This is a genomic window from Streptomyces sp. NPDC050997 (genome assembly GCF_040660135.1).
Lineage (GTDB): Bacteria > Actinomycetota > Actinomycetes > Streptomycetales > Streptomycetaceae > Streptomyces.
This window is the reverse complement of record NZ_JBFAGK010000010.1, coordinates 118,470-135,683: the sequence shown is the minus strand read 5'-3', so window position 1 is coordinate 135,683 and position 17,214 is coordinate 118,470. Positions and strand designations below refer to the sequence as shown.

The window sequence follows — 17,214 nt, the reverse complement described above, 5'->3', positions numbered from 1 at the left end:
ACCGGACGAATGGGCAGGCGCCGCCGCATGTGCGCTACTTGGTGGGGGCGATCCAGGTGACGATGACGGCCGCGGCGATGGCGAGGACGCCGATCAGGGCGAGCCAGCGGGCCCACTCCACCAGACGCCACACGTCGCGTACGCGGGCCTTCTCGTACGCGAGGAGCCTGCCGGACTCCAGCATGATCTCCTCACCGGGACGCCCGTGCACAGCGAGCACACCCAGCCACGAGGCCACGATCAGCGCCAGGAACCCCGTGATCAGCAGGCCGATCACCGAACAGTGCGGGATGCCGGCGAGCTTGCTGAGGTCTTCCTGACCCTTGAGCACGAAGACCGCGGTGAGCAGGCCGGTGAGCGAGGCGAGGAAGTTGCGGTAGCCCTCGGCCTGACGCAACGCCAGCTCCAACTGGCGCCCGGGCGAGGACATCTCGCGGACCCGGCGATCGGCGTCGCGCAGTTGCTGAGGAGTGAAGTTCACGGTCCCGTGCCGTTCGTCATGGTCTGCGGCGGCGCGATGATGAGCAGGGCCCCGCACCCGAGCGGCTCTCCGGCGGGCCGCCCCATGTGCAGCGTCTCGCACTGGCAGAACGTGTGATAGGGCGCCGGCCCCGGGTCCTTGCGGCGGCCGAGGAAGCCGCCCTTGGTCAGCGCGGGCTGCCCGAACGTCCAGGCGCGCCGCATCGCGCAACCGCACACCGGGCAGTGCCCGGTGGCCACGTACGTCACCTCCCCGGCGGCCTCGCCCTGTGTCCACAGGAAGGTGAGCGGGGCCGGATGGGAGGCGCCCTCGTCGTAGGGGATCGCGGAACTCACGTGCTGGTGTCCTTTCTGCCCGGGGTATCGGGGAGCCGGAGGCCGAAGAGACGGCCGTAGTTCTGCAGACGCTCGCGGACCTTGGGTTCGGTGAGGTCCGTCTCCTCGGCGCAGAGCGCGATGTGGTCGGGGTCGACCGGCCCGCTCAACGCCGGGGCACGGCCGGTCAGTTGTTCGGTGAGCACGACCACGTCCTGCCAGCCCGGGGTCAGTTGGGCCTCCGCGGCGTTCGGCTCGTCCACGGTCACCTTGAGGCCGAGGCATCTGAAGGGGGCGTAGCGCTCGTACGCCTCGCCGAGGGTCCGGCCGAATCGGCCCGCGATCAGGACGAGTTCGAGGGGGCCGAGGCGACCGGGACCGAGCAGCCCGGCGTCGAAGGCGGCCATGTCGAACCGGTCGGGGACGAAGTCCTCCAATTTCTCGGCGTCGGGCCCCGTGAAGTCGCCCGGGGAAGCGGGCGCGCCGAGCGCGGTGAAGCGGGCCAGGTGACGCACGGACGGGCCCAGGGGGGTGGCGGCGGTGCGGCAGCGCTCCAGGATGTGCTGGATGCTCAACTCGTCGCGGAAGGACCTGCGTCGGTGCGGGAGTCCGTTGGCCAGGAGCACCTGGTCACCTGGCTCGAAACGGAGGCTTCGGGTCTCCGGGGCCGTGATCTTCGCGATCGCCGCCACGGGCAGGTGCCGCGAGACACTTGCCAGGTGATCCAGCCGCTCGCCGACCGTGCTGGACACGGTCAAGGCCATGGGGATCGTGATGCCCTGGTGGTCGAGGTCGGAGGCCACTGGCCCCAGGAGCGCCCCGAGGGGGCTGCGGGCCTCCACTTCCCGTACGACCGCCTCGTCGTCCCAGGCGAGATCGCTTCGCAACAGGCCGCACGCGCGCAGGACGGGCAGCGCTTCACGCAGCCTTGGCTCCCCCTCGGAGGCGCGCGCTGCTCTGAAGGACGTGCCTGCCACCACCAGTGCCCAGGGGCCGAGCGGCAGCCGCCGGGGGGTCACGGCCTCGACCACCCACTTGGGGACGACGAAGTCGGCGGCCTCGGCGGGAACTGCGGGCGCTTGCACACCCGCGGCGGACGCGAGGTCGTTGATGCGCTTGGCGACCTCGCCCAGCGGTGTCTGCAGTCGTTGCGAGATGTCGAACAGCTGGGTCATGGAGAGTCTGCCACGCAACAGCGAGGTCCTGTACTTCCCGGAAAGAAGAAGCCGTTCGGAGGCCTTGAGCGGGCCGTGTGCCAGCGTCACCGGGGTCGGCTCGGAGGAGAACGAGAACCCGAGCGGGGCCAGGTGCCGGACCAGGTCGACCAGTTCGTTGATCGGGAACGTCGCGTCCGCGTGGTCCAGCAGGTCGATGGGCGCCACGGCGCCCGGGCGCCAGGCGGCTCTGAAGGACCATGTGCCGTACACGTTGTACTCTTCGGCCGCCAACCGCGACGCCTCGACCGACGCGTGCTCCGCCGCGAGGTCCGTGGTGAGCTCCGGCGGCTGAGGCAGGCGGGGGTCGAGGGCGCGCAGGCGTTCCAGCCGCGCCGACAGTTGTCCAAAGCTGAGGCCCTGGTGGGCGGAGAGCACCACCATCGGCGCGTGCGGCGCGGAAGACGCCCCGCTCGACGTGCGCCGCTGAACTCGGTAGGCGATGTAGAGGAACACGTCGGTCTGGTCCGGGCGCAGGTCGTCGAGGTGGCGCACGGACTCCACGGCGGGGACATGCATTCCCGTGACGGCGTACCGCCGCATCGCCCGCACCGACGCTCGCAGCGGGACGCGGTTCATGGCCGCCGCGCTCAGGACCGTGAGCCAGCTCGCTGCCTCGGTAGGCTCTCGCTGAAACAGCAGTGCGTCCAAGGGGGCCGGTTCGGGATATCCGGCGGGACAGAACGCATGCCCGCGCACGTAGGTGAGCGCAAGCCGGGTCGCCTGCCAGTCGCGGATCAACAGGGATTCGTGGTCGCGGTCCGTTCCCAGCGAGAAGCTCGCGTGGTCCTCCCGCAGCAGCACGCGGTCAATGGGCAGACACCCCGCCTTGGCGAGCGGGAGCCGCTCCAGCACCAGAGTCTGGTCGCCCGGGCCGCTCTCCAGCACGGCCGTCGTGCTCTTGGGCAGTGCCGCCAGCACCGCCACCGCAAGCAGTGGAGCTTCCTCGGCCAGCGTCCACAACGCGCGCAGCGGAACGTCCGGCCACTGGACCACGCCCTCGGGCACGCCGGCCAGCAACTCGCGCATGACCAGGTCCTCGTCGTACGAGAGCATCTCGTTGCGGTCGACGCTCGGTTCGGGGGCGTGTCGTTCCCGGAGGTTGAACACCCGGCCGTAGACCTCGGGCGCGTTCTTGACCACCACGCCGTCGAGCAGCAACTGCCCCTTGCCCTGCACCAACCAGGCGTCCCGCCCCGCCTGAACGGCCTCCCCGTCCCACGATCCGTCGGCCGTCAACGTGTTCGGCGCCCACGTCGCGCTCCGTACGACCTGTTCGGGATCCTGGCTGTCGCGTTCCTCCACCCGCACCTCGTAGTCGCTCACCCAGAGAATCGTCCGCAACGCCTCCAGAAGTGACGGCTGCTTCTCCTCGTGGGCCGCGAGATACAGCCGTACCCGTGTCCCGCCGAGTTCCGGCGAGTCCGCCGTGTCGCTGACCCGCAGCAGACCGGAGCCGGACTGGATGTCGGCGCGCAGGGGCCGTTCCGTGCCGGGCAGGCCGTGGCGGTCCACCGGGCGGGTCCAGACGACAACCTCGTCGGCCAACATGAAGTACGAGAACACCCCGATGCCGAAACGGGAGTTCATGCCGACGTCCTCGATCCCGGCGCGGCGCCAGTTGCGTCGCTCCTGGACGAATCCGGGATCCTGCTCGTACCGCTTGCCCGCCCGGGCGAACATCGAGGTCAGCTTGGCGCGGGTCATGCCCGTGCCGTTGTCCTCGCATTCGATGTAGGGGCGTCCGTCGGCGTCCCAGCCCTGCGTGAAGGAGATCTGCGGGGTCCAGTTGGCGCGGGAGCCGCAGCCGGACTGGATCGCGCCGTACTGGCGGCGCATGTGGCGGTAGCGGCAGGCGTCGAGGGCGTTCTGGTAGAGCTCTCGGACGGCCAGCATGCGGTCGCCGTACAGTTGGGTGCCCATCAGCAGGGGGCGGATCTCGTCCTCGGCGAGCCGGAAACGTTCGAGCGGCTGCCGGTAACGCTGGTTCTGCGGGGTCAGGTTCGCGGCTGTGACCCGGTCCGGCAAGCCTTTGAGCAGGGGCGGCAGGCCCGTCGAGCTCCACTCGCGGTGGACGGACCGAACCGTGGCGTCGGCGTGCCCCACCAACTCCTCGACGGACGCGTGCAAGGCCGGGTGCGGGCAGCTGAAACGCACGTCGAGGCCGTGCGTGGCGGCGGTGCGACCGTCCGTTTCCGCGTAGTCGAAGTCGTACGCGAGAGCGGTCACCACGTCCTGCGGGCGCAGCGGCTCGTGGGCACCGAGGTGGTCGACGAGCACGCTGGACAGGCGGCGCGGGTCAGCAGCGAGGAGGGCCGCGCTCCACAGCAGCCGGGCGAGATCGGGTGCCCGCCAGGTGTTGCCGCGTACCGGATGCCGGAGGTTCCAACGGTCCCCGTGGCCACGGACGTTGACCCGGGGACCGTTGTCGGCGCGGCCGGGGTTCACCGTGATGTGCCCGAGGACCTGGCGGACCTGGTCGTCGACCTCACCCCGGGCGTCGTCGGTGCGGGGCCCGGCGGTGGCGTCCTCGGCTGCCGCGACGACCGCGTCGACCGCCTTGACGATGATCGCGTCGACGGCGGAGTACGCCTCGCCACGCTCCCACAGGGCGTCCCAGTCGGCGATGAAGCGGTGCCGCAGCCAGTGGTCGGCGGCGCGGGCCGCGTCGTCGAGCCGACGGGCCCGCAGCGTGTCGGCCGTGCGCTGCACCTGGGAGTGCGCGCGGCACACGTCCTGGGCGGCGCCGCGCACCTGCTGCCCGTGCGGGTCGTCGCTTCCCTGCTCCGCGGGCGCGCCGAGGTGGCGAGGCTGGTAGACGTGCAGGTCCTGCAGTGCCGTGGCGATGACGCCCTCGTGCACGAAGGGCCCCGCGAGCAGGCAGGCCGTCTCGGCGGGGGAGAGCAGGTCACCGGGGCGCAGCGCGGCGCGGCGGACGAGGTCGCCCAGACGGTGCACGACCCGCTCGGGGTACGCGGGGTCGTGCCAGGGGTCCTCCTGGTGGGCACCGGCGCCCGCACAGCTGTCCACCACGTAGCGAATCAGCTCGCCCAGCTGTTGCTTCACCCGCTCGTGCACCGCGGGGCTGCCGGCGGTGTGCTTCCACAGCTCGGAGGCCGTGACCGCCCCGGTCCAGCGCAGTGTGTCCTCGGAGCCCTCGCACAGGATGATCTCCCCGGTACGGTCCTCCAGCCGGGACGGCACGTACGGCGCGGGTATCTGCGGGACGACCGGCAGGCTTCCGGACAGCCGGCGCATCCCCTTGCCGACGTACTCCACGACGTCCGCGAAGGTGGTCGGAGGGCTGTTCGGCTGGAGCGCCTCCGCGAGGACCCGGGCGAACAGACTGCCCTCGGCGGGGTCGGCATACGAGTACTGCCCGGGGCCGCAGCCGTACACCCACAGCGCGTCCAGTTCGTACGAGGCCCACCGGGCCTGCGGTTCCCCGGAGCCGGGGTCCTCCTCCTCGGTTCGACAGGCGTCGACGCAGACCACGGCAGTCACTCCCGGGCGCAGTCCCCGCAGCATCACTCCGGGTTCGGCCTCGACCAGCAACGGCGTGAGCAGCCCCGGTGAGCCGTCCTCGCGAAGCCCTCCCGGCTGGGCGTCGGACGGCAGCAGGTAGTCGTGGCCGCCCACGGACACCCCGTGGCAGGAGATGTAGACGAAGGCGGTGTCGCCGGGCTCGCACGAGGCGAAGAACGTGAAGAGCGCGCCCATCAACGGGGCGTACCCGTTGTCCTCGAGGCGGGTGCTGATCTCGTAGCCGGACCGCGCGAGCGCCGAACCGACGAGTTCGACGTCCTTCGGGGCGCAGTCGAGGCGCGGGTACCGCTCGGCGAGGTCCCGGTTGCCCTGGAGATGAGGCGTGTCCGCGACGCCGATCAGCAAGGCACGCCGCCGTCCCGCCGTAAAAGAGCGTGCGTTGTCAGCGATACCCACGTGAAGCCCCCGAATGGTGCGTGTCCCCGGCACATCTTCTCAGAAGCGCCTGGGGGACGGGGGGCTGACAGAGACTCAGGAGGTCGAGCGCACCGTGTACGTCTGTCCGTACACCTCCCACTTCAGCGGAGTGGTGAGCCCCAGGTTGCCCTCGTTCAGGAAGCGGCGTTGGGCGGTGTCGACGCGGCTGGTGTCCGTGCCGGGGTGCAGGGTGGTCATGGCGGCGCGGCGGACGTCGAGGAAGGCCTCGAGGTAGGCCTTCTCGGAGCCGCCCTGGGCGGGGGTGGCCGCGCGGCGCATGGCTGCGGCGCGGATGCCGCCGAAGCTGGTGGGGTCGGTGCCCGGGCCGTGGTAGACGATCGCGTCGTAGTAGACGAACTGGCCGAGGACCCCCAGACCGTCCTGCTCGGCGCGGCGGACCGCGGGGTCGAAGAAGACACGGTCGCGTTTGTCGTCCTGGGCCGCGCGGAACGCGGGGCGTGCGGCCTCCGCCTTCCAGGCCGCGGTGAAGCCGGGGTCCAGGCCCTCGTGGGAGTCCGTGCCGTCGACGGCGCGCAGGGCGGGGAGGTAGCGGGCGAGGCCGTTGCCGGGGTGCTCCTCGGTGTAGGTCTCGACGAGTGTGAGCAGGTCGTGGGTGCCGGTGCAGAAGCCGATGAGGCCGGCCGTGTAGCCCTGTCCGTCGCCGATGTCCTCGATGTAGGCGTAGGCGTCCTGCCAGTCGAGGGTGGAGTTCTCGGCACTGGCCACCAGGCGCTGGGCCAGTTCCTTCTTGCCGGGGTCGGCCAGGCTCGCGGGCCGGGCGGCGGTCGTACGCGCGGCGGGCGTGCGGGCGGTCGGTGTACCCACGGCCGTCGTACGGGCGGCCGGTGTACGGGCGGCCGGCGTGCTCGCGGCCGACGTACGGGCCGCGACCGTCGGCCCCGCGCTCCCCTGTGCCCCGCTGTCCCCGTCCGAGGTGGGTGCCGTCGAGGCGTAGACCGTCGCCGCGACCACGAGGGGCACGGCGCCGAGCGCGAGGAGACCGGCACGTTTCATACTGCCCAAGCGTACGGTCGCGCGGTGCCGTGGATCCGGCGGACGGTTCGGTCCCCGAGGAGGAGGGAGCGGATCTCCGGCGGATGTTCTACCCGGGGCTGTCGACCCTGTCGTGGGTGAGTTCCCACAGTGTCTGGTGGGGCGCGCGGGAGCCGGAAAATCATCCGGCCCTCCTGACTGGTCGCCCCCTTGGCTTGCCCTTACTGTCGTGTCAGCCTGGGTTGATCCGACGGGGAGGCGACGAGGTATGGACGGCGCACGATCGGTGAACGGGGGAGCGGGGCGGGCCGTTCCGGCGCGCGGGGAGGCTCCCGGCAAGGGCGAGAAAGTCGCCGACTGGGCCGACGGGCGGCTCGGGTTATACGCGTTGGCGAAGGCCAACATGCGCAAGGTCTTTCCGGACCACTGGTCCTTCATGCTGGGCGAGGTCTGCCTCTACAGCTTCCTCATCCTGATCCTCACCGGGATCTACCTCACGCTGTTCTTCGAACCGAGCGGTGTCGAGGTCGTCTACAACGGCACGTACGAGCCCCTCAACGGCGTCATCATGACCCGGGCGTACGAGTCGACGCTCGACATCAGCTTCGACGTGCGCGGCGGGCTGCTGATCCGGCAGATTCACCACTGGGCGGCGCTGGTCTTCGTCACCGGCATGCTCGTGCACATGATGCGGGTGTTCTTCACCGGCGCGTTCCGCAAGCCCCGCGAGCTGAACTGGATGTTCGGCTGGACGCTGCTGTTCCTCGGCATCCTGACCGGCCTGACCGGCTACTCGCTCCCCGACGACCTGCTGTCCGGCACCGGCGTCCGCTTCGCGCAGGGCGCCATCCTGTCCGTCCCGATCGTCGGGACGTATCTGTCCTTCTTCCTCTTCGGCGGGGAGTTCCCGGGGCACGACATCATTCCGAGGTTCTTCCCGATCCATGTGCTGCTGCTGCCGGGGATCATGCTGGGTCTGGTCGTCGTGCATCTGATCCTGATCTTCTACCACAAGCACACGCAGTACCCGGGCCCCGGCCGGAACGAGAAGTCGGTGGTCGGCATGCCCTTCCTGCCGGTCTACATGGCCAAGGCGGGCGGCTTCTTCTTCCTGGTCTTCGGCGTTCTGACGATCATGGGCGGCATCGCCAGCGTCAACCCGGTGTGGGCCTTCGGGCCGTACCGCCCGGACCTGGTGACCACGGGCGCCCAGCCCGACTGGTATCTGGGCTTCTCCGAGGGACTGATCCGGGTGATGCCGGGATGGGAGATCAACGCCTGGGGTCACACCCTGCAACTGGGTGTCTTCATCCCCTTCTCCCTCTTCCCGCTGATCCTGCTCGCCCTCGGCCTGTATCCGTTCATCGAGGCATGGGTCACCGGCGACAGACGCGAGCACCACATCCTGGACCGGCCGCGCAACGTGCCCGTGCGTACCGGCCTGGGAGTGGCGTGGCTGAGCCTGTACGTGGTGCTGCTGATCGGCGGCGGCAACGACATCGTGGCCACACATCTGCATCTGTCCATCAACGCGATCACCTGGTTCGTACGGGTGTCGGTGTTCGTGGTGCCGGTGCTCGCCTACGTCGTCACCCAGCGCGTCTGTCTCGGTCTGCAGCGCCGGGACCGGGACAAGGTGCTGCACGGCAGGGAGACCGGCACCGTCAAGCGGCTGCCGCACGGCGAGTACGTCGAGGTCCACGAACCTCTCTCGCAGGGGCAGCTGTTCACCCTCACCCAGCATGAACAGGAGCCGGCGTACGAGATCGGGCCGCTCGTGGACGCGGGCGGGGTACGACGGCAGGTCAAGGTCTCCCAGCGCGTGCGGGCACGGGTGTCGCGGGCGATGTTCGGTCCGGAGACGCGGATCGAGAAGCCGACGGTGGAGGAGTACCGGGAGATCACGAGCGGCGATCACCACCACTGAGGGCGATCGCCGGTACCGAGGACGGTGGCCCGGCACTCGTCGGGGCCGCCCCAGGCGGCGCGCAGAGCGCGGGCCTTGGTCAGCCACAGCGACAGGTCGTACTCCGCGGTGTAGCCGATCGCGCCGTGCAGTTGCAGAGCCGTGCGGGCGGTGGCGTACGCCGCCTCGCCCGCCGTGACCTTCGCCGCGGCGATGTCCTGCCCGGTCATGGTCAGCGCGGCACCGAGGACGAGGGGCCGCGCGAACTCCAGGGCGATCTTGGCGTCCGCCAGCTGGTGTTTGACGGCCTGGAACGAGCCGATGGGGACACCGAACTGGGTGCGCTGTCCGACGTACGCGACGGTCCTGTCGAGGAGCGCGAGGCCGACGCCCAGGGCCTGGGCTGCCGTGGTGAGCCGGGCGAGCCGGAGCGCGTGCGCCATGGCCGCGGTGACCTGCGGGCCGGTGGCGAGGAGGTCCCCGCCGGGCGGGAGGGGGAAGAGCCGGCGGGCGGGGTCGAGGGAGGGACGCGGGAGGCCCGGCGCGGGTGCCAGGCGCAGCTCGGCGGCGGACCCCGCCGCTCGGGTCGCTTCCGCCGCGCTCTCGGGTCCCGACAGCCTCAGTCGTACGTCCGCCGCGTCCGCGTCCAGTGCGTACCCGCCGTGGGCCACGGTGGCCGTCGACTCGCCCGAGGCCAGGGCGGGCAGCAGGCGCTTGGCCGGGCCCGTGTCGTCCAGCGCCGCGAGCAGTGTCGCCGCCGTCACCGTCTCCACCAACGGCCCCGGCACCGCGTGCCGCCCCAACTCCACGAAGGCGAGGGCGAGTTCGACGGGACGCGGCCCCATCCCCTCGTACGCCTCCGGGACCGCCAGGGCGAAGACGCCCGCCTCGGCGACGCGGGACCACAGCGCGCGCCCGCCCGTCCGGTCGCCGCGGCTCCAGTCCCGTACGACGGACGGGGTGTCGGCGGCCGTCAGCAGGGCGGCCAGGGAGTCGGTGAAGGCACGCTGTTCGGTGGTCGGGAGGAATCGCATCACCGGCGTCCCTTCGGCAGGCCCAGCAGGCGTTCGGCGATGATGTCGCGCTGGATCTCGTTCGTGCCGGCGTAGATGGGGCCGGCGAGGGCGAACACGTACCGCTCGGCCCACTCCGTGTCGGCCGCCTCGCCCGCCGCGCCCAGGATGTCGAGGGCCGTCTCGGTGAGCGCGATGTCGTACTGGGACCAGAACACCTTGTTCAGGCTGGACTCCGGGCCGAGGGCCGCTCCGTCGAGGTGTCGGGAGGCGGCGGCGTAGGTGAAGAGCTGATAGGCGCGGGCGCCGATCAGGGCGTCGGCCACGCGCGGCCGCACCGCGTCCGGGCTGCCCTGGGCCCGCCAGAGCGCGTACAGCCGGCCGGCGCCCGCCAGGAAGCGGCCGGGGGAGCGGAGCGTGAGCCCGCGCTCGTTGCCCGCCGTCGACATCGCCACCCGCCAACCCTGACCGGGCTCGCCGATCACATCCTCGTCCGGCACGAACACCTCGTCCAGGAACAGTTCCGCGAAGGCGGGTCTGCCGTCGAGGCGGCGGATGGGGCGGACGGTGACGCCGGGCGCCCGCAGGTCGAACATCACGTAGATCAGTCCCTGGTGGGGCCTCGCCGGCTTCGGGTCGCCGCGGAACAGGCCGAACGCGCGGTCGGCGAACGCCGCCCGCGAGGACCAGGTCTTCTGGCCGCTCAGCAGCCAGCCTCCGGCGGTGCGGACGGCTCTCGACCGCAGGGACGCCAGATCCGAGCCCGCCTCCGGCTCCGACCAGGCCTGCGCCCAGACCACCTCACCGGTGGCCATCGGCGGCAGCACGCGCGCGCGTTGGTCCTCGGTGCCGTGGTCGAAGAGAGTCGGCGCGAGCAGGCTGATGCCGTTCTGGCCGACCCGGCCCGGCGCGCCCGCCGCGTGGTACTCCTCCTCGAAGAGCAGCCAGCGGATCAGGCCCGCGTCCCGCCCGCCGTAGACCGCCGGCCAGTCGACCACCGACCAGCGGTCCGCGGCGAGTTCGGCCTCCCACGCGCGGTGCGCGGCGAAGCCCTCCTCCGTCTCCAGGGAGGGCGGGGGAGCGGCCGGTACATGGGCCTTCAGCCAGGCGCGGGCCTCGGCTCGGAAGGCCTCTTCTTCCTGCGTGAAGGCGAGATCCATCGGCGGCAGCCCTTCGACGACACTTCCCTAACAAGTGTTTGGTAGGTTAGCGTGGCCCTATGACAGGCGTCGAGACTCCGGAGTACGTGCCCGGGCACGGGCTGCTGAGCGGACGTACCGCCGTCATCACGGCCGCCGCGGGCGCCGGGATCGGCGGCGCGACCGCCCGCCGCTTCCTGGAGGAGGGCGCGCGGGTGCTGCTCAGCGACACGCACGCGCGACGGCTGAAGGAGTCCCAGGCCAAGCTGGCCGACGAGTTCGGCGTGGAACGGGTGGCCGCGGTGCCGTGCGACGTCACCGACGAGGGCCAGGTGCGGGAGCTGTTCGACGAGGCCGTACGGGAGCACGGACGACTGGACGTGGTGGTCAACAACGCCGGTCTCGGCGGAACCTCCGCCCTCGTCGACATGACCGACGAGCAGTGGTCGCGCGTACTGGACGTGACGTTGAACGGCACGTTCCGATGCACGAGGGCAGCCCTTCGGCGGATGAGGGACACCGGCGGTGTGATCGTCAACAACGCCTCCGTCGTCGGCTGGCGCGCCCAGGCCGGGCAGGCGCACTACGCCGCGGCGAAGGCGGGCGTGATGGCGCTGACCCGGTGCGCGGCGATCGAGGCGGCCGAGTTCGGGGTGCGCGTCAACGCCGTCTCGCCCAGCCTCGCCATGCATCCCCACCTGGTGAAGGTGACCTCCGCCGAACTGCTGGCGGAGCTGACCGAGCGCGAGGCCTTCGGGCGGCACGCCGAGCCCTGGGAGGTGGCCAACGTGATCGTGTTCCTGGCGTCGGGCTACTCCTCGTACCTGACCGGAGAGGTCGTCTCCGTCAGCAGTCAGCACGCCTGACGAGCGGAGGGCAGACCACAATGGACCCGTGCCGACCAAGAAGAAGCCCCAGGTGACCGCCACCAGAAAACCCGTGGCTGCCGCCGCCGGGGCCCGCCGCCGCGAACTCCTCGACACCGCCGCCGAGGTCTTCGCCGACCAGGGCTACAACGCCACCACCGTGCGCAAGATCGCGGACCACGCGGGCATGCTCGCGGGCAGCCTCTACTACCACTTCGACTCCAAGGAATCGATGCTGGAGGAGATCCTGCGGACCTTCCTCGACGAGCTCTGGGACGGCTACGACACCGTCCTGGGCGCCCTGCTCGGCCCGCGCGAGACCCTCGAAGCCCTGGTCACCGAGTCGTTCCGGGAGATCGACCGGCATCGCGCCGCCGTCGCGATCTACCAGAAGGAGAGCAAGCAGCTCGTCGCGCAGGAGCGGTTCGCGTTCCTCGCCGAGTCGCAGCGCAGGTTCGAGAAGGCGTGGCTGTCCACGCTGGAGCGCGGGGTCGCCGCCGAGGTGTTCCGGTCCGACCTCGACGTCCGCCTCACCTACCGGTTCGTCCGCGACACCGTGTGGGTCGCCGCGTCCTGGTACCGGCCCGACGGACAGCACAGCCCGGAGGAGATCGCCCGGCAGTACCTGTCGATGGTGCTGGACGGGATCGCCGTACGCGAATAGCCCTTTTTGTACGCCCCTTTCCTGTGAGGGAGTTGCCATGGCCGAGGCCTACATCGTCGAAGCGGTCCGTACGCCCGTCGGGCGGCGCGGGGGAGGACTGAGCGGGGTCCACCCGGCCGATCTGGGCGCGCATGTGCTGAAGGAACTCGTCGCGCGGGCCGGCGTCGACCCGGCCGCCGTGGAGGACGTCGTGTTCGGCTGCCTCGACACCGTGGGACCGCAGGCCGGGGACATCGCGCGGACCTGCTGGCTGGCGGCCGGGCTGCCCGAGGAGGTGCCGGGGGTGACGGTGGACCGGCAGTGCGGCTCCTCGCAGCAGGCCGTGCACTTCGCCGCGCAGGGCGTGCTGTCCGGGACGCAGGACCTGGTCGTCGCGGGCGGTGTGCAGAACATGTCGCAGATCCCGATCGCCTTCGCCACCCGGCAGGCCGCCGAGCCGCTCGGCTTCACCCAGGGCCCGTTCGCGGGCAGCGAGGGCTGGCGGGCGCGGTACGGGGACCGGGCGGTGAACCAGTTCGCCGGCGCCGAGATGATCGCCGCGAAGTGGGGCATCAGCAGGCAGGACCAGGAGGAGTTCGCGCTGCGCTCGCACCGGCGCGCGCTGTGGGCGATCGACGAGGGGCGTTTCGAGCGGGAGACCGTGGCGTACGGCCAGGTCACCGTCGACGAGGGGCCGCGCCGGGACACCTCACTGGAGAAGATGGCCGCCCTGAAGCCGGTCATCGACGGCGGCACCGTCACCGCGGCCTGCTCCTCGCAGGTCTCCGACGGGTCCGCGGCCATGCTGCTCGCCTCGGAGCGGGCGGTGCGCGAACACGGGCTGCGGCCACGCGCGCGCGTGCACCATCTGTCCGTGCGCGGTGAGGACCCGATCCGCATGCTGACCGCGCCGATACCGGCCACCGCCCACGCCCTGAAGAAGACCGGCCTGTCGCTCGACGACATCGACCTCGTCGAGATCAACGAGGCGTTCGCACCGGTCGTGCTGGCCTGGCTGAAGGAGACGGGCGCGGATCCGGAGAAGGTCAACGTCAACGGCGGTGCGATCGCTCTCGGGCATCCCTTGGGCGCGACGGGCGTCAAGCTCATGACGACCCTGCTGCACGAACTGGAGCGCACCGGCGGCCGGTTCGGCCTCCAGACGATGTGCGAGGGCGGCGGGCAGGCGAACGTGACGATCATCGAGCGGTTGTGAGGACGGTCAGGGGGAGGCCGTGAGTCTTTCCCTGATCTGCTCGGCCTCCTTCATGATCCGGTCCACCAGTTCCGCGCACGACGGCAGGTCGTCGATCACTCCGGCGACCTGCCCGGACGCCATGACACCGAGATCCGTACGGCCGTCCACCATCGCCGACTTCAGCAGCATCGGCGTGTTCGCGGCGAGCAGCATCTGGCTCCAGGACAGCTCCTTGCCGTGCTTCATGGCGAGGCCGTCGCGGACCAGCCGCGGCCAGGTGAGACCGGAGAGCCTGCGGAAGGCCGCCGCGTGACGGGCCGCGCGCAGAAGCCCCCGCGCGCGGCCCGAGCCCTCCAGGGAGTCCACCAGGTCCGTGCGCAGCATGCGGTGCGGAAGACCGTCCACCGCGCGCGTGACCGTGACGTCCTTCACCGTCGCCGCCAGATAGCGCGCCTTCACCGCGTCCGGCACCGTCGAGTCCGAGGTCAGCAGGAACCGGGTGCCCATGGCCACCCCGGCCGCGCCGTACGCCAGCGCCGCGACCAGGCCCCGTCCGTCGAAGAAGCCCCCCGCCGCCACCACCGGGATGTTCACGGCGTCCACCACCTGTGGCAGCAGCACCGTCGACGCCACCTCACCGGTGTGCCCGCCGCCCTCTCCGCCCTGTACGACCACCGCGTCCGCACCCCACGCTGCGACCTTCTCCGCGTGTCTGCGCGCCCCCACGGAGGGGATGACGACGACGCCGGCCTCCTTCAGCTCCGCGATCAGCTCCCGCGAGGGGGCCAGCGCGAACGACGCCACCCGCACCCCCTCCTCGACGACGATCCGTACCCGGTCCCCGGAGTCCTCCGCGTCCGCGCGCAGATTCACCCCGAACGGCGCGCCCGTACGGGACTTCACCTCCCGGACCGCCTCCCGCAGCCCGTCCACGGTCATCGTCGCCGAGCCCAGGATGCCGAGCGCCCCCGCCTCCGCGACCGCGCTCACCAGCCGCGGCCCCGCGACCCAGCCCATCCCGGTCTGCACGACCGGATGCCGCACCCCGGCCAGCCGGGTCAGTGCCGTGTCCATCAGGCCGGGACCTCCCGGGCCCGGGTGTTCCCCGGATCGATCACCTCGCGGATCAGCGCCAGCTCCTCGGGCGTCGGGTCCCGGGTGTACGGCACCTCGTCCGGGACGGCCGGTTCGAAGCCGGTCGCGTCCCTGACCTGGTCCACGGTGACGCCGGGGTGCAGCGAGGCCAGCCGCATCGAGTGGTCGGGGGTGGCGAAGTCGAAGACGCCCAGGTCGGAGACGACCCGGGGGACGCGGTGGTAGCGCGCCGTCCCCGGATGCTCGGCGGCGTGGTCGTATCCCACCCCGCACACCATGTCGACGCGCTCGACGAAGACCCGTCGGGAGTGCCTGGGCACCCAGTAACTGGTCGGGTTGTTCAGGGTGTTGACCGAGGCGCCGCGCACCCCGAGCAGCTGCCGCTTGGGGCGGGCCCAGTCGCCGACGCAGGAGATGTTCTGGTTGCCGTACCGGTCGATCTGGCTCGCGCCCATCATCACGTGCCGCCGGCCTCCGGCGACCAGGGTGAGGTGCTGCCGGTAGGGCAGCCAGCCCTCGACGGTGCCGTCCGGGCCGACGAGCATCGCCTCGCCGTCGGTCAGCAGCAGGTCCGGCGCGAAGGTTCGGCGGGCCAGCCGGGCGCCGATGGACGGGATCACGCCCATGGGGCTTGCCAGGATCTCGCCCGCGTCCCGCCAAGCCTCCGCGCAGGCGATCACGCAGTATTCGGCGCGGGTGGGTGGGGGTGGGGGTGGAGAGGTGCGGGGGATGGTGTTGTCGGTGGCCGTGCCGGTGCCGGTTTCGCTGTCGGTCATGTCCCCTCCTCCTCCGAGGCCCGCACGGCCGACCGGTAGGCCCGCTCGTCCCCGGCCAGGAAACGCGCCGCGAAGTCCGCCCACGGCGTGGTCGCGTACCTCTTCTGGAACGCCTCGTCCCGGCCGTAGTCGGGGGCGCAGGACGTGAAGTGGGCGCCGTTCGGGGCCTCCACCACGCCCGTGACCGTGTGACGCTTGACCAGCAAGGTCTGCGGCGCGGCCTCCTTCGTCAGCTCGGCCGTGTCCACGAGCCGCTCGCAGGACACGTACGCGGTGTCCGCCGCCTCGCAGAACAGGTCGTCGAAGTAGGGGTCCGGGCCGAGGTACTGGCCGTTGCCCTGCCGGTCCGCGCGGCTGACGTGCACCAGGGCGGCGTCCATCCGCAGCGCCGGCATCGCCACGAACGTCTCCCCGTCGTCGTACGGCGAAGTCACCGTCCGCAGGCCGGGGTTGACCCGCATCACGTCCGAGCCGATCCCGGCCCGCACCGGAAAGAAGGGCAGCCGGTTCGCGGCCGCGTGCAGGCCCCACAGGAACATCGCCTCGTCGATCTCCGTCAGGTCGAGGGCGCCGCGCTCGCGGGCCGCTCGGTAGTGCGGTTCCAGAGGGATCGAGTCGAGGGTGACGAAGGCGGTGACCAGCTTGCGGATCCGTCCGGCGGCGGCCAGCATGCCGACGTCCGGACCGCCGTACGAGATGACGGTGAGGTCGGTGATGTCCGACCGGAGCAGCGCTCTGACCAGGGCCATCGGCTTGCGCCTTGAGCCCCAGCCGCCGATGCCGAGGGTCATGCCGCTCGCCAGCCGGGAGACGGCCTCGTCGGCGGTCATCGTCTTGTCGCTCACCTACGCACCTTCCTTCCGGAAGTTGTCGCGGACGCGGTCGGCCACGCCGCTGAGGTTGGCCTCGAAGGTGAAGCCCTGCTCGAAGCGGTAGCTACGCCGCACGTCCACCGGGTCTATGCCGTTGATGGCGGCCTTCGCCAGCCGGAGCAGCCGGCCGTCCTTGGCGGCGATCTCGCGGGCCAACTCCAGTGCCGCCGTGTGCAGTTGCTCGCTCGGGACTACCCGCCACACCGAGCCGTGCGCATGCAGCTCGGCTGCGGTCGCCGTGCGCGAGGTGTAGTACAGCGCGCGCATCAGGTGCTGGGGGACCAACCGGGACAGGTGGGTGGCCGCGCCCAGCGCTCCACGGTCCAGCTCGGGCAGCCCGAAGACGGCGTCCTCGCTCGCCACGATCGCGTCCGCGTTGCCCGCGAGGCCGATGCCGCCGCCCAGACAGAAGCCCTGTATCGCCGCCACTACCGGCACCTCGCACTCGTACACGGCCGCGAAAGCCTCGGCGCAGCCGGAGTTGGCGCCGAGCAGTGCGCTCTGGCCGCGTGCCTGGATCTCCTTGATGTCCACGCCCGCGTTGAAGCCGCGGCCCTCCGCCGCCAGCACCACGCACCGGACCTGCGGCTCGCGGCCGGCCGTCCGCACGGCGTCGGCCAGTGCGAACCAGCCGTGCACCGGCAGCGCGTTCACCGGCGGGTAGTCGACCGTGACGACGGCGATTCCGTCTTTTCCGGGCCCCTTTTCCGGGGACGAGGTGGAGACACCCATGGGCGCATC

The 17,214-nt window shown here is 71.4% G+C and carries 14 protein-coding genes; 4 read left to right on the top strand and 10 right to left on the bottom strand.

Annotated features, from left to right (window positions below; genetic code table 11):
* Positions 1-34: 34 nt before the first annotated feature.
* From AB0H86_RS23455 to AB0H86_RS23440, 4 genes are all read right to left on the bottom strand, one after another.
* The gene (locus AB0H86_RS23455; protein WP_362441928.1) at positions 35-481 is read right to left on the bottom strand and encodes a hypothetical protein; all 447 of its coding nucleotides are present in this window, start codon (positions 479-481) and stop codon (positions 35-37) included.
* A complete protein-coding gene (locus AB0H86_RS23450; RefSeq protein ID WP_362441925.1) occupies positions 478-816 on the bottom strand; it encodes a hypothetical protein in 339 nt (112 codons plus the stop codon). Before AB0H86_RS23450 ends, AB0H86_RS23455 begins: the two co-directional genes overlap by 4 nt.
* Entirely contained in the window at positions 813-5,900 is a 5,088-nt protein-coding gene (locus AB0H86_RS23445; RefSeq protein WP_362441922.1) for a caspase family protein, read from the bottom strand. The genes AB0H86_RS23450 and AB0H86_RS23445 overlap by 4 nt, the downstream gene beginning before the upstream one ends.
* A gap of 126 nt (positions 5,901-6,026) precedes the next feature.
* A complete protein-coding gene (locus tag AB0H86_RS23440; RefSeq protein WP_362441919.1) occupies positions 6,027-6,986 on the bottom strand; it encodes a chitosanase in 960 nt (319 codons plus the stop codon).
* A gap of 247 nt (positions 6,987-7,233) precedes the next feature.
* Between AB0H86_RS23440 and AB0H86_RS23435 the strand changes: the two genes are divergently transcribed.
* The gene (locus AB0H86_RS23435; RefSeq protein WP_362441916.1) at positions 7,234-8,892 is read left to right on the top strand and encodes a cytochrome bc complex cytochrome b subunit; all 1,659 of its coding nucleotides are present in this window, start codon (positions 7,234-7,236) and stop codon (positions 8,890-8,892) included.
* Here the strand turns inward: AB0H86_RS23435 and AB0H86_RS23430 are convergent.
* The gene (locus AB0H86_RS23430) at positions 8,880-9,905 is read right to left on the bottom strand and encodes an acyl-CoA dehydrogenase family protein (RefSeq protein WP_362441913.1); all 1,026 of its coding nucleotides are present in this window, start codon (positions 9,903-9,905) and stop codon (positions 8,880-8,882) included. The two genes, AB0H86_RS23435 and AB0H86_RS23430, sit on opposite strands and share 13 nt — an antisense overlap.
* A complete protein-coding gene (locus AB0H86_RS23425; protein WP_362441910.1) occupies positions 9,905-11,044 on the bottom strand; it encodes an acyl-CoA dehydrogenase family protein in 1,140 nt (379 codons plus the stop codon). Before AB0H86_RS23425 ends, AB0H86_RS23430 begins: the two co-directional genes overlap by 1 nt.
* Positions 11,045-11,103: 59 nt before the next feature.
* Here AB0H86_RS23425 and AB0H86_RS23420 point away from each other — a divergent pair, with 59 nt between their 5' ends.
* From AB0H86_RS23420 to AB0H86_RS23410, 3 genes are read left to right on the top strand one after another with little or no spacing between them, the layout of a single operon-like run.
* On the top strand, positions 11,104-11,889 hold the full coding sequence (locus AB0H86_RS23420; protein WP_362441907.1) for an SDR family oxidoreductase: 786 nt from the start codon (positions 11,104-11,106) through the stop codon (positions 11,887-11,889).
* A 28-nt stretch (positions 11,890-11,917) separates the two neighbouring features.
* On the top strand, positions 11,918-12,553 hold the full coding sequence (locus AB0H86_RS23415; protein ID WP_362441904.1) for a TetR/AcrR family transcriptional regulator: 636 nt from the start codon (positions 11,918-11,920) through the stop codon (positions 12,551-12,553).
* Between the two features lie 37 nt (positions 12,554-12,590).
* Positions 12,591-13,748, top strand: a complete 1,158-nt coding sequence (locus tag AB0H86_RS23410) for an acetyl-CoA C-acetyltransferase (protein ID WP_362441901.1) — start codon at positions 12,591-12,593, stop codon at positions 13,746-13,748.
* 6 nt (positions 13,749-13,754) lie between these two features.
* Here the strand turns inward: AB0H86_RS23410 and AB0H86_RS23405 are convergent, their stop codons facing one another.
* From AB0H86_RS23405 to AB0H86_RS23390, 4 genes are read right to left on the bottom strand one after another with little or no spacing between them, the layout of a single operon-like run.
* A complete protein-coding gene (locus AB0H86_RS23405) occupies positions 13,755-14,804 on the bottom strand; it encodes a nitronate monooxygenase (RefSeq protein ID WP_362441898.1) in 1,050 nt (349 codons plus the stop codon).
* Positions 14,804-15,601 (bottom strand): CoA-transferase, encoded by a 798-nt coding sequence (locus AB0H86_RS23400; protein ID WP_362441894.1) that lies wholly within the window; start codon positions 15,599-15,601, stop codon positions 14,804-14,806. Before AB0H86_RS23400 ends, AB0H86_RS23405 begins: the two co-directional genes overlap by 1 nt.
* The gene (locus AB0H86_RS23395) at positions 15,598-16,446 is read right to left on the bottom strand and encodes a CoA-transferase (protein WP_362441891.1); all 849 of its coding nucleotides are present in this window, start codon (positions 16,444-16,446) and stop codon (positions 15,598-15,600) included. Before AB0H86_RS23395 ends, AB0H86_RS23400 begins: the two co-directional genes overlap by 4 nt.
* Positions 16,447-17,205: an enoyl-CoA hydratase family protein gene (locus AB0H86_RS23390; RefSeq protein ID WP_362441888.1), complete on the bottom strand. Its 759-nt coding sequence runs from the start codon at positions 17,203-17,205 to the stop codon at positions 16,447-16,449.
* Positions 17,206-17,214 lie beyond the last annotated feature (9 nt).